The organism is Roseivirga sp. (assembly GCF_049099775.1).
Classification (GTDB): domain Bacteria; phylum Bacteroidota; class Bacteroidia; order Cytophagales; family Cyclobacteriaceae; genus Roseivirga.
In genome coordinates this window covers 359603-373547 of the sequence record NZ_JAGDZM010000004.1, presented here as the reverse complement: position 1 = coordinate 373547, position 13945 = coordinate 359603, and the positions used below count along the sequence as shown (strand labels likewise).

Annotated in this window: 9 protein-coding genes; 2 read left to right on the top strand and 7 right to left on the bottom strand. The window is 38.2% G+C overall.

The genetic code is table 11. The annotated features are described in order from the left end of the window. The first annotated feature begins 5 nt into the window (after positions 1-5). On the top strand, positions 6-1670 hold the full coding sequence (locus tag JXQ92_RS06065) for an FAD-dependent oxidoreductase (protein WP_421985701.1): 1665 nt from the start codon (positions 6-8) through the stop codon (positions 1668-1670). On the opposite strand, the gene JXQ92_RS06060 is transcribed toward JXQ92_RS06065, so the two are convergent. Continuing rightward, entirely contained in the window at positions 1667-2410 is a 744-nt protein-coding gene (locus JXQ92_RS06060; protein ID WP_421985700.1) for a hypothetical protein, read from the bottom strand. The two genes, JXQ92_RS06065 and JXQ92_RS06060, sit on opposite strands and share 4 nt — an antisense overlap. Positions 2411-2557: 147 nt before the next feature. Here JXQ92_RS06060 and JXQ92_RS06055 point away from each other — a divergent pair, with 147 nt between their 5' ends. Then, positions 2558-3712 (top strand): DUF4221 family protein, encoded by a 1155-nt coding sequence (locus JXQ92_RS06055; protein ID WP_421985699.1) that lies wholly within the window; start codon positions 2558-2560, stop codon positions 3710-3712. Between the two features lie 29 nt (positions 3713-3741). Here the strand turns inward: JXQ92_RS06055 and JXQ92_RS06050 are convergent, their stop codons facing one another. From JXQ92_RS06050 to JXQ92_RS06025, 6 genes are all read right to left on the bottom strand, one after another. Next, entirely contained in the window at positions 3742-4302 is a 561-nt protein-coding gene (locus JXQ92_RS06050; RefSeq protein ID WP_421985698.1) for a TlpA family protein disulfide reductase, read from the bottom strand. Between the two features lie 84 nt (positions 4303-4386). Next, on the bottom strand, positions 4387-7002 hold the full coding sequence (locus JXQ92_RS06045) for an ABC transporter permease (protein ID WP_421985697.1): 2616 nt from the start codon (positions 7000-7002) through the stop codon (positions 4387-4389). Further along, entirely contained in the window at positions 6995-9580 is a 2586-nt protein-coding gene (locus tag JXQ92_RS06040) for an ABC transporter permease (protein ID WP_421985696.1), read from the bottom strand. The genes JXQ92_RS06045 and JXQ92_RS06040 overlap by 8 nt, the downstream gene beginning before the upstream one ends. Beyond that, the gene (locus JXQ92_RS06035; RefSeq protein ID WP_421985695.1) at positions 9573-12185 is read right to left on the bottom strand and encodes an ABC transporter permease; all 2613 of its coding nucleotides are present in this window, start codon (positions 12183-12185) and stop codon (positions 9573-9575) included. Before JXQ92_RS06035 ends, JXQ92_RS06040 begins: the two co-directional genes overlap by 8 nt. Then, entirely contained in the window at positions 12185-12511 is a 327-nt protein-coding gene (locus JXQ92_RS06030) for a PadR family transcriptional regulator (RefSeq protein ID WP_421985694.1), read from the bottom strand. Before JXQ92_RS06030 ends, JXQ92_RS06035 begins: the two co-directional genes overlap by 1 nt. Positions 12512-12661: 150 nt before the next feature. Beyond that, positions 12662-13900, bottom strand: a complete 1239-nt coding sequence (locus tag JXQ92_RS06025; RefSeq protein ID WP_421985693.1) for a DEAD/DEAH box helicase — start codon at positions 13898-13900, stop codon at positions 12662-12664. Between the last annotated feature and the right edge of the window lie 45 nt (positions 13901-13945).

Genomic DNA, 13945 nt, shown 5'->3' with positions numbered 1-13945 from the left:
CACACATGTCAAAACTACCAATAATATTCACTGTTGACGATGATGAACAAGTCTTAGCGGCTATCCGCAGAGATGTAAGAAAAGAGTATAGAAAGGGGTATCGCGTGATGAGTACCACCTCAGCGAAAGAGGCTCTTGAAGCATTAAAAGAGCTAAAACAACGTGGAGAAGACGTAGCCTTATTTCTCTCGGATCAAAGAATGCCCGAGATGACGGGTGTAGAGTTTTTAGAAAAGGCAAAAGAGCTATACCCGATCGCCAAGCGTGTTTTACTTACTGCTTACTCTGATATTGAAGCAGCCGTAAAGGCCATAAATGATGTTCAGCTAGACTACTACTTGAATAAACCTTGGGATCCTCCAGAAGAGAAGTTGTACCCAACGGTAAATGATCTGCTGGACGAATGGCAAATCATCCATACCCCGGTATTTAAAGGAATAAGAGTAGTTGGCTATCAGTATTCCCCAAAATCACATGATATAAAAGACTTTCTCTCTCGGAATTTAATGCCTTATCAGTGGTTAGACATTGAAACTGAGGAAGCGGGAGGTGAGCTTTTGAAGCTAGCTGACATAGAACGTAATGACCTACCTGCTGTGTTCTTTGAAGATGGTTCGCACTTGAAAGATCCTACAATGGAAGCGTTAGGTGCCAAAATTGGTCTTCAAACCAAGGTCACTGATGAAATGTATGATGTGGTTATCATCGGGGCTGGGCCAGCAGGCATGGCCGCTGCAGTTTACGGCGGCTCTGAAGGTCTAAAAACCTTAATGATAGAAAAGCATGCACCGGGAGGTCAGGCAGGAACAAGTTCCAGGATAGAGAATTATTTAGGGTTTCCGAAAGGACTTTCAGGAGCGGATCTAACACATAGAGCTATTACTCAAGCCAAAAGGTTTGGGATTGAGTTTCTTTCGCCTAAGACTGTTTCAGGTATAGAGACGCAGGATAATTATAAAATTGTCCATTTAGAGAGCGGAGAGAAGATTAATACGAAAGCTGTTATTATCACCACGGGGGTACAATATCGAAGGCTAGAATCAAGAGGTATCAACGACTTTACCGGAAAAGGTATTTATTATGGAGCAGCCACCACCGAGGCAAATTCATGCAGAGGAAAGAATGTTTACATAGTAGGAGGAGGGAATTCTGCAGGTCAAGCGGCCATGTATATGGCTAAGTTTGCTTGCGATGTGCACATTGTGATTCGTAAGCCCGATTTATCATCGAGTATGAGCCAGTATCTCATTGATCAAATCGAGAGCACGGAAAATATTCAGCTCCTACCAAGAACGGTGATTGAAGGTGCGGTTGGCGATGGTAATTTGGAGTGTGTTGAGCTGAAAAACATTGATACCGAAGAACTTGTGAAAAAACCTGCGGGTGCTTTATTGATTTTTATAGGGGCCAAACCATATACTGACTGGACAGGTGATAAGATTATGAAAAATGATCGTGGATTCGTGATTACGGGTAGAGATTTACAGAAAGCCCCTGATCATAAGAAACTGTGGAAAAAAGAGCGCGAGCCTTATCTACTAGAAACGAGCACTCCAGGTATTCTTGCTGCAGGAGACGTTAGAGCAGGCGCTATGAATAGAGTCGCTTCAGCTGTAGGTGAAGGCGCCATGGCCATCAAGTTTGTACACGAATACCTAGCAGAGGTTTAAGTACAACTACTGAAACTTATTTCGGTTACTTTCTCTTCTACATTGTAAATGATTTTAATGTCATCAGCCGCACCGTATGACATCTCGAATTGAAATTCGTCTGTTGATGACTTTATAAGTCTTGGTGTATCAACGAAAGCTCCCGTTTCGTAATTTATGCCGTAACTATTAAGTCTATTTCTTAACAAGTGAAATGCTAGATTTAATTGATTTCCATCGAGATGAAACTCTTGGTAAAAGCACCCATCAAACCAAGATTCGACTATTTTTCCGTATTCGTATTGGAAATAGTTTTCAGTAAAATCAACTGTTGTTTCAGGATTATACTGCACTTTTCGAGTCACTTCGGTAGAGTCAAGTTTCTGACCTAAAATAGACACTTTATAAAGCTCTAATTCGTAATTGTTTTTAAGGGGTTTTACATCAGGCATATTATATGATAAATCTGCACTAAAAACATAGCCTGTCGCGCCCTTAAAAGTTGTCTTAAGCCAGAAACCAGCCAAAGACATATTATTAGCCTCATACCTTACCGAATCTGGTTTTGATGTCGATGGAATTATAGACAAACTAAGCCCTGGTTTAATCATTTTTAGCGTGTCAGATTGGGCAGTAGCTTTTTGCATTAATGGCGTACTAAATCTATTAATGACATATTGAGTTGACTGTGCCCTGCATAAGGTTTCAGTTAAAAGAAATATGGTTATGGTCAATAGCAACTTATAAGTAGCGGTTTTCATGGCTGTGCGGTTGTTGTGTGAGTTGTTTTTCTCTAAAAATGATATATCGATTCGGTGGGAATGGAATGTACGGAATTTTTGATGATTTAAACATTCAGAACTTTCTACTAAATTTATAGTTGTATTACTGCTGAAGGTAAATTCCTTATGAAAAGAAATTCCCATATAGTCTTAATTCTAACCTTACTGTTATCTGTTTATTCTTGTGTTGATACTGAAGAAAAAGGTACGTCTACATTATTTGCTACAGACACTTTAAAAGTATTTGGATTAGATAAGTCTACCTCAAATGTAAGTGATGGTTTGCAGTACTTTTTTGATGAGAATTCTGTTCAAGCATTTCTATTCTCTTTGAGTTCAAGTAAAAATGAAATTCAGGTCTTTAATTTTCAAACCGGATTACTAGTGGAGCGCTTAACCTTTGAAGCAGAAGGCCCAGCAGGAGTGGGCAGTTTGTCCTCTTTTTATGTGCACCGACTAGATAGTGTTTTACTATTCCCAAACAGTGGTAACCGACTTTTTATAACTGATGCTAAAAAGCGTAGTATCCAGCGTATAGATTATAATGTTCCAGATGGTTATGGCAATGCTACCGTGTCATCCACCTTCTTTTCAGCAAGGCCATTTCTAAAGAATGGAAAGCTTTTGGTCAAAACACTCTACCAAGGCAATTATAGTACCATTTCTAATGACGAATTAAGTGTTAGGCATACTAGCTACATGATCGATTTAAAGAGTGGTGAAACATCTTTACTAGACGCTACTTTTCCAGATGATTACTGGAGTGATGTAAGAAAGCATTTTCAGTTTAGTTTCACTGCAACGGAGAGTGGTATGGCTTATAGCTTCTGGGGTGATCATAATATCTATTTTTCAAAACCGGTTAATTCACCAGTACAAGCAAAGCCAGCAAGGAGTGAAGCCCTTTCTACCAAATGGGAGGCCTTGCCTCTTGGAGGTGATAGAATTAATAGAACCAAGTATTTTGCTACAAGCGCACATTATGGCAACTTAATCTACGATCCCTATAGAGAGGTTTATTATAGGTTTTCTTTTCCGAAAGTAGAGATCGAGAATGAAACAGATTTGAGGTTATTGGCTAGGTTCCCTACTAAATATTCTATTATGATTTTATCGAAGGATATGATTGTATTAGGAGAACAGGAGTTCTCTAAAAATTCAAAATCAGAGGTGAGCAATGTTTTTGTGGGCAAAGAGGGACTTTACATATCGGTCAATCACCCGGAAAGTGAGGAAAATAAAGAAGACTTTCTGAGCTTCAGGCTATATAAACTTCAATGATTAACTTTTTGGTGTAAAAAGGTGAATGTTTAGAGCGCAAGAAGCTCTTCGATGTAATCGTAAAACTCTTTGCCATCTCCACGAACAAGTTTACCATCAATAGGTGTGTAAGGAATACCACCTTCTATCCGTTCGATAATACCCTCTTTATTGAGGAATATATTTTTTGGATATCCCTGAACTCCTATTTCTGCAAGAAAATCCTTGGCCTCAACAATATGGAAAAAGTCAAAATCATGTTTTTCCAAGAGTTTATTCACCCTTTCCTTCTTATCAAAAGTGATTGATAGAAAATTTACGTCTTTTTCATACTTCGCCTTAATTCCATTCAATACAGGCATCTCATCAATGCATGGAGCACAAGCGACAAACCAAAGATTAATCATTGTAGGCTTTCCTTCGAAGTCTGAAAGGCTAACATCCTTGCCGCTTAAACTAGCCAGAACTTTTGAAGGAAACTTCTTGCCGACTAATTCATGGACTTTATCTTTTTCGGTTACTAATTTGAACTTATCAAGAGGTGATTTTTCCTTTTTGCAGCTTACTAGTATGCATGCTAAAATTAAAATGAGATGTGTTCTTCTGACCATGTGTTTATTGAAAAGTGTTGTTAGATCAATTTAACAACACTTTTCAATCATTTATCTACTTTAACACACTTTTTGACTGTTGATTTATTCTGTTCTAAGAGAATCGACAGGGTTTGCGTTGGCTGTTTTTAATGTTTTTAAGCCTACCGTCGTAATAGATAAAATTAAAGTAGCCGAAATCACTATGGCGAATAGTGCTAACCCTGGCTCATAGTGAATCGCAAAATTGTCGAGCCAATTATTGGCAGCGAAATAACTTACAGGTAGTGCCACAACTAACGCAATAGTGACCAACATTATAAAATCGGCAGATAAAAGTCTTACCAGCCCAAGTGTACTAGATCCAAGTACTTTTCTAATGCCTACTTCCTTGATTCTTCTTTCGGTGTTATAGGTAGCAAGACCAAAAAGGCCTAAGCAAGCGATCAGAATGGCCACTATGGTAAAGTAGGCTGAGAGTATCGATATTTTACTTTCTGCGTTATAAACCTGATCATATTGGTCATTGACAAAACGTGGGTTAAACGGATATTCTGGGCCAAACTTATTGTACAGTGCTTCTATCGCTTTTATGGTTTCAGGTTGGTTTTCGTTTGTGATTTTAACCATCAGGTGGTTTCCATTTCCTTTACCAATAAACCTGACAATGGCTGGCTGTAGTGGCTCATAAAGCGATTGGATTTTGAAATTTTCTACGATTCCAATGACTTGTTTTTCCTTGCTTCCATCCATAATGGTTTTTCCTACTATGTCTTTAATGCCAATGAGATCAGCTGCGGCTTGGTTGATGATTAGCGTATTCTCTTCATTTTGAAACGAACGAGAGAAGGTTCTTCCTTCCACAAGCGGAATCTTTAGCGTTTCGAAAAAGTCGTAGCTTACTTGAGGTCTTCTGAAATCGATTTCTTCATCCTCTACTGGGTTCCCCCAGCTAAATCCGCCTCCAGCTCCATTAAGCTTAGCAATACTACCTCCATAAAGGCTAGTGGTACTTACAATGTTAGGAAGCTTATTAAGTTCATCGAGAAATGGTTTTCTTTTACTGGTGCCGCTAAAAGTAAAATGGATAAGATTATCTCGATTGTAGCCAAGATCTACTTCTCTTATGAATTCTATCTGATTGTTTAGAATTAAGAACCCTGTTACAAATAGGGTAGATACTGAGAATTGTAAAACGACGAGTCCTTTTCGTATCCATATATCATTAATACCCCGTTTAAGTTTCCCTCTAATCATATCCTTAGAATTGAACTTAGATAAGTAAAAAGCAGGGTAGAGGCCAGAAAGAAATGAAATGATAAGTAAAGTACCGATGCTAAAACGTAGTACTTCTCCACTCTCAAAGACGGATAGTTCTTTTTCTATGACTAGGTTTATTTGAGGTAGCAAAAGGGCTACTAAACCCAAAGCCACCAGCAATGACATGCTGGTTATTAAAAATGATTCTGTTAAGAACTGTGCAATGAGTGTTTTGCGCTTTACGCCAAACACCTTTTTTACTCCTACTTCTTTTAACCTTTTGGATGCTTGTGCAGTGGCTAGATTCATAAAGTTGATACTGGCCAAGAACAAAATGAAAACTCCTGCCAAGGTCATGATTCGTACATAAGAGATACGTCCGCCGGTTTGAATCCCATTATTAAATTCCCCTTTCAAGTACAAGTCTTTGAAGGGGTAGGCTTCCAATTCGTCGTCGGCGCGACCTGGTTTGTTAGCAATGAACTTTCTAAGTTTTTGATTGAAAGCCGTAAGGTCGGTTCCATCATTTAAGGTTAGGTAAGTAATTGCACCACCTGCATACCAGTCTCTAAGCCAATCTTCATATTTAAGTGCCATTCTATGATTGGCAACATATTCAAATTGAATTGTAGAATTACTCTGAATATTTTCAAAAACTCCAGTTACTATGTACGAAGCATTATAAAGAGCACGATTTCCCTTGATGGATTGGCCTATTGCCTTGTCAATCGATCCGAAAAGGGATATTGCTACCGTTTCCGACAGGACAATTGAATTTTCTATGCTTAATACCTCATTAGCAGTTCCAGAAGCCAAAGGGAACGAGAAAGTTTCGAAAAACTCTTGACTTGCAAAGATGCCCTTGGCCAATGTTTTTTTGTCATCTATTGATAAAATGGCATTTCGACTCATTTCACCGTTACCGACCGTTACAACCTTGTCTGTTTCGGGGAAACCCTCTTTCAGAGCATCTGATAATATGAATGCAGTACCAAAGCTTGTCTCTAGGCCCTCTGGATTTATTTCGTGTTCTAAAACCTGATAGACTATGCCATTTTTAGTATGGAATGCATCAACACCTTTTTCGTCATTTACCCATAGGAATATAACCAGAGCAGCTGCAAGCGCTGTTGAAAGCCCCACAATGTTGATGAAAAACGAGGTTTTATGACGGCTGAAACTTCGATATGAGAATTTAATATTATAGAATAACTGAGTTAAGCTTGTTGTTTTTGATGTTGACATGACCGGTTTGATTAGATTAAATTTAAGTATGCGTATTGTTTCTTTAAGAAATAGATAGTCTGACCTTCGTTTTCCTTTTCCAATTCTGAAATCATAATAGACTTCTTCTAAATCCCCTTCAATTTCTTCTAGGTATTCAGGTTTGACCAAAAACCTGATAATGGCTAAAAGCCACCGCGGAGGACTATAATTTTGTGGAGAACCCTGTTTACTCATTTCTTAGACAGTCAACGGGGTTGGATCTAGCGGCTTTTAAGGTTTGAAAGCTTACGGTAATCCAAGTGATAAGTAGGGCAGATGCTCCTGCTGCAACAAAAAACCACCAGCCAAGCTCAATTCGAAAAACGAATTTGCTTAACCAATTATCGGCAATAATGTAGCTGATCGGTAATGCAATGATAATGGCTACGATTACAACTTGTGTAAACTCCTTCGAGAGCGTTCTTACAATTTCCAATTGACTTGAGCCAAGAACTTTACGAATGCCTATTTCTTTTATGCGCTTTTCAGTGGCAAAAGATGCAAGTCCTAGCAATCCGAGACATGAAATGAGTATGGCTATCATTGAGAAGTATTCAGAGAGTGCCCCGACTCTTTGTTCACTCTTGTACTGGGCTTCGTAATCTTGATCTAAGAATCTAAAATCGAAAGGAAAACCTGGGTTGAATTGCGAGTAAAGTTCCCCGATACCTGCGATGGTTTTAGCTTCGCTGCCTCTGGTTAGTTTTGTCATGATAAGCCAAGTATCATCAGGTTTTAAAACAAAATAAGCTGGCCCAACTTCTTTATGAAATGTCTTGAAATTGAAGTCTTTGGCTATACCAACTATTTGAGTGTTCTTGCCCGAAATTGTCACAGTTGCACCAATAGGGTTTTCTAAACCCATAATAGCAATTGCTTTTTCATTGAATATGACTTTGTTATATTCAGATTTGAATTCTCTTGAAAATGACCTGCCTTCTAGGATCTCTAAATCAAGAAGCTCTATTAAGTCATAGTTAACGCGCATATATTCCATGCCAATTGGCTCTTTCGAATCTTTCCCATTCCAGCTTACATTATAAGTAAGACCAGTATAGCCACCTTCGACAAAACTATGTGCACTACTAGATGCTGTTTTTACCCCCGGGATATTGCTTACTTCTTGTAGAAAGGTCTCCATTTTTAACTCTATCTGACCATCTGCTTCAAAATAAAGTACATTATCCTTATTGAATCCAATGTCTTTGTCTCTTGTCAACTGAATTTGATTGTTAACTACCATGACAAAAACAATTAACATGATAGAGATTGAAAACTGGATTACGACAAGTCCTTTCCTAATCCAAAAATCAGCAAAACCATTGTTCAATTGTGGCTTCAAAATATTCATTGGTTTTATTGCCGATAAATAGATGGCAGGATAACTGCCTGCAATAAAGCTCGTAATGATAAGAACAGAGGATAGGGTCAGTATGAAGTCATTATCCAATACCATTTTCAGTTCCTTACCAGTAATGTTACTGAATTCGGGTAGCGCTACTGAAACCAACACTAAAGCTACCATGAGTGAAAGAGTAGATATTGCAAATGATTCAAAAAGAAACTGAATTCCCAGTGATTCTCTACTGGCACCTAGAGTCTTTTTGACGCCAATTTCTTTGACCCTTCTTGAAATACGAGCGGTGGTTAGGTTGATGAAATTAATGCAGGCTATTACTAAGATGACTATGGCAATTATTGAAAATGTTCTAACATCGGAAATCTTACCTCCAACGGGTTTCCCATTTTCAAATTTACCTTGTAAATAAAGGTCACTAAAGAGCGTGGCCATTGGAGTGGTATTTTCATTACCATTATGTGATTTAATAAAGTCCTTAATCTTATCATTGAAGGCATCAATGTCAGTTCCCTTGGCAAGCACAACAAAAGTCGAAGGGCCATTATTCTTCCAGTTAAGAACCCATGAGTTCAGCTCCTTGTACTCTTCGAATGTCATAATGAAATCAAATTGATAGGAAGAGGTCGAAGGAGGCTTTTTGAAGATACCTGATACAGAATAGTCTCGGAATTGCTGAAATTTAACTGTTTTTCCAACCACATCAGTTAGGGTACCAAATAACTTGTATGCCAGTTGGTCTGAGATGAGTATGTTCCTTTGTTCCGATAATACGTCGGATTTGTCTCCTTGAATTAATTCATATGAAAACACATTGAAATAGTCTTTACCAACATACTGACCTACGGCTTTCAGGTTGGTCTCGTCGTAAGAAAGAGTAAAAGTATTGGTCCAAGTTTGGTTAACCGCCATTTCTACCTCCGGTAGCTCTTCTTTCATGGCTTCAGCCAAGTCACCAGGCGTGGCATGATTACTTAGAATGCCATTTGTAGTGGTACTATTAGATATAATTTGGTAGAGCTGATTATTGTTTTCATGAAACTGATTCATTTGTAACTCACTGTTGACCCATAAGTATATGAGTAGGGTACAAGCTATGCCTGTTGAAAGACCTGTTAAGTTGATTAGAAATGAACCTTTATGGCGTAAGTAGCCTCTCAGGGTAAGAATTAAGTTGTGTTGTAACATACCAAAGTTGTTAAGTTTTTGATCGCCAGTAAAACTTTTAATAAGGTTCGGACGAATGAGTTTAATGACTTCTTTATTATAAATTCGGCGGGCTTTTTTGAGAGAATACTTCAATTCGTTTTCTCTGAAAAGTTCTTCTAAATCGCCCTCTATTTCTTCTGAAAATTCATTCCGAAGAAAATAAGAAAGTATTCTCCTTGACCATTTTGGAGGTGTTTTCTTATTCATTACGTAAACATTCTACAGGGTTGACCAGTGCCGCCTTGAACGTTTGAAAACTTACTGTAATCCAAGCTATGAGTAATGCTGATAGCCCAGCAAGGGCAAAAATCCACCACTCCAATTGTATTGTATAGGCAAAATTATTGAGCCAGTTATTTGCTAGAATGTAGCCTAGTGGCAGAGCAAAAAGAACAGAAATTAAAACAGTTTTTGTGAATGAACCTGTTAGAATCTTCATGATGACCATATGACTTGCTCCTAAAATCTTGCGTATGCCAATCTCCTTACTTCTTCGTTCAGCAGTAAAAGTAGCAAGTCCAAATAGCCCTAGACAGGAGACTAAAATGGCGATAAGCGCCATGTAGTTGGCCAGAGCAGCAACTTTGCTTTCTGTGCTGTAGAGTGCCATATAATCATCTTGTAAATAAGTAGGGGTAAAGTCATATTTAGGATGAAACTGCGTATAAATTTCTTCTATTTGTTGAAGCGTAACAGCTTCGGTGCCGGTCTGTATTTTTATTACAAAATTTCGCCCCCAATCTCTAAAACGAAAAAGAAGTGGTTCGATTTGTTGGTGCATTGAACCATACTGAAAGTCTTTTACTACACCGATTATTTCCCTTGTACCTCCGCTTCCATAATCTAGTATTGTACCAATAGGTTCTTTGATCCCCATAAGTTTAACGGCAGATTCATTGATAATTACTTTTGTTTCATCATCCATGAACTCTTTTGAAAATGATCTTCCTTCGATGACTTCTATTTCCAAAGTTTCTATAATGTTATATCCAATTTTAGGTGACTTAAAAAGATGATTATCATCGTCTTTGCTTGACGGATCCCAAGAGTAACCACTGCCACTGTCTTCTCCCCATAAAAAATCCCCTGCCATATTCGCAATACTCTCAATTCCGGGGATTTTCTGTAATTCCGAAAGCATTACTTGAGCATTCTCATTGATTTGGCCCTTTCTTGCAAAAGTCACTATGTTCTCGCGATTGTAGCCTAGGTCTTTACTTTGTGTAAACTCTATTTGCCTGTTTATAGTAATTACTCCAATAATGAAAATTATGGAAAGTACGAATTGAGTTATGACAAGCCCTTTTCTAATCCATTCATCTCCTCTCAGGTTAGAAATTTTTCCTTTTAGAACTGCGACAGGCTTGAAGCCAGATAAGTAGAATGCAGGATAGCTACCTGCTAGGAATCCTGTTATCAGCGTGATTCCAATTAATGGTAGAATAAAGTCAATGATATTAATTTCAAGTTCCTTAGATGTAATCTCGTTGAATTGAGGAAGGAATAGATTTACGAGTATAATAGCCACAATAACTGCAAGAGACGTTAGTAAAATAGACTCACCGAGAAACTGGAATATGAGTGATCCTTTGTTAGCTCCAATAGTCTTTTTTACACCAACTTCCTTCATCTTTTTTGAAGCCTGAGCAGTAGAAAGGTTCATGAAATTAATACAGGCAATTAGTAGAATAAAGATGGCGATAATAGTGAACAGGCGTACATTTTCAATTCTTCCACCCACTTGAACACCGTTGTCATATTCACCATAGAGATAGTTTTTGGCGTAAGGCTGGACAAAAAGAGTAAACCTGTCATTGTTTATTTTATCATCCATGTAATTTTCAATTTTAGCATTGAACTCCTCAATGTTAGTGCCCTTCTGAAGTACTAAAAAGTTCTGTGCATAACCTCCATTCCATTCTGCTGCCCACTGGTCGGCTTGAACTAGTAAATCATAATTAATTACTGCATCAAATTGATTTGTAGCATTCTTTGGAGGTGATTGGAATATTCCGCTTATAATGAAGGTTTTATTAAAGAACTGATTCTCCCATTCAACGGTAGCTCCTAAGGCACTTTCCAAATTGCCGAACATGGCCATAGCCATTGTTTCGGACAAAACAATGGATTCATTGTCCTCGAGTATGTTTTCCTGATTACCAATAAGCAGGGGATAGGTTAATATATCAAAGAAGTTTTTGCTTGCAAAAAGACCGTCTAGTTCAAAATTACTTTCGCCATTTGAAACAATACCTTTTGGTTTAAAGAAACCTGTATTCCCAATAGTCACAGCTTCTTCTACTTCTGGGAAGTCTTGTTTCATGCTTTCCCCCATTAGTCCAGATGTATAATTCCAAGTGGCCGTACTATTGGGCAGTTGAAAATTCGCGAAAACCCAATAAAGTTGATCGTTGTTTTCATGGAATGTATCAACAGATCGTTCATCATTTACCCATAGAAAAATGAGCAATGAAGCGGCTAAACCTGTTGATAAACCAATTAAATTGATAAAGAATGAGGTCTTGTGACGTTTAAAGCCTCTTAGAGTGATTAGTAAGTTGTGTTGTAACATGCCGAGATAATTGAGTTTTTGACTTCCGCTAAGTAGTCTAGTTAAAGAGGGTCTCATTAGTTTGAAAACTCCTAATATGTAGTTCCACTTAGCTTTTTTAATTGAATGTTGATCCAGATCATCCATAAAAACCTCTTCCATATCGCCTTCTATCTCTTCTAGAAATTGCTTTCTTATGAACAGTCTTAGCAACCGGAGTGACCATCGAGGTGGTAGGATATCGTTTTGACTGACTTCCATTAGCCAGTAACCATATTGGGCATTGATGCCCAAAGTTGAGAGCGTACATCTTTCATTTCTTGAAGCACTTTGTGTGCATGGGGAGTTGCTTGGTAGATGCGTTTTCTTTTACCACCTCTTTTTTGGCTAGCTTCTCCAAATTCTGATTTGAGGAAACCTTTTTCTTCCATTCGCTTTAATGCCGACTGGATGGAACCTACGCTGAGGGTTTCTTTTAAACGGTCTTCTAATTCTCGTTTAATTTCAACCCCATATGCTTCTGCTTGTAGCACTACCACTGTCATCAGTACTAGCTCTTCAAACTCACCTAGTTTCGTTTTCTTCATTTTTATATTATTCGTAATTGCAGTAAATATATAGAAATATATTATTCGTAATTGCAGTTTTAATAAAAATTCTGAATTAGAGACTCAGGAAATTTTAAAGGGATGCATGAGAATCGTAAAAAATCTCGAAATAAATTGAAGGAGGGGAGATTACTTTTTCTTCTTCTTTCTACGGTTATTTTTGGAAGATTCTGCTTCTTTCATAAGCTGCTTCCAGTTATCCGTTGTGTCTTCGGTAGTATCTAAAACCATTTGGTAATCGCCTTTCGATAGCGATAGTCTACCGATTGGTTGACCTAAGTTATCCTCGATTTCCTTTAGAAGATCTTTTTCTTCTGAAGCACAAAACGAAAATGCTTGTCCTTTTTCTCTACCTCTTCCGGTTCGGCCTACCCGGTGCACATAGTTTTCAGAAGAATCGGGTAAATCATAGTTAATTACGTATTCAACATTAGGAATGTCAATTCCTCGGGCACTGATATCTGTTGCGATCAGCACTTTGGTCTCTCCATTTCTAAAGCGAGCCATTGTCTTTTCTCGATCAGCCTGTTCTTTGTCGCTATGAATAGTGTCTGAATTTAAATTCACTCGGCCTAAGGCTTTTTTAACTCGCTCGGCACGAACTTTAGTTCTAACAAAGACCAGCATCTTCTTTTCCGGATCATTATTGATTAGGTTCTCTAAAAAGAAACGTTTGTGATCCATTTCTACATGAGCTACCGCGTGCTCAATGTTCTTGGCAACAGGATTTTTTGGAGAGATTTGTATTCTAATGGCGTTGGTGACAAGGGAGTAAGCCAATTTTTTTATAGCCTCGTCTATAGTAGCCGAGAAGAATAATGTTTGACGCCTCTTTGGTAAATGGTACATCAATTGGCGAATGTCCTTAATGAAGCCTAAGTCAAGCATATGATCTGCCTCGTCCAGAACGAGAACTTCCACACGGTTCAACCGTAAGGCACCTTGACTTTCAAGGTCAAACATTCGGCCTGGTGTGGCAATTAAAATATCTACGCCTTTATTCAGCTTCTTGATTTGAGGCTCTTGATCGACCCCACCATGAATGCAGAGAATGTTAAGTCTTGTATTTTTGCCAAGTTTCCTGAAAACGCCTTCTATTTGTTGTGCTAGTTCATGAGTAGGCGCCATCACTAAGCATTTTACTCCATCAGGCCTCAATTTCATGGATTTCCTTTCGCTGAGCAAATGAAGAATTGGAATAGCGAAAGCTGCTGTTTTACCTGTGCCTGTTTGCGCAATCGCCAAAACATCTTCGCCTTTTAGAATGGCTGGAATAGACTTGTACTGAATGTCAGTTGGCTTTTTATAACCAAGTTGTGAAATACTGGCCTTTATGCCATCTGCAATGCGGTACTCTTCGAATTTCATGAACTGCAAAGATACCGATTAAAGATGGATGAACACGGGTTTCTA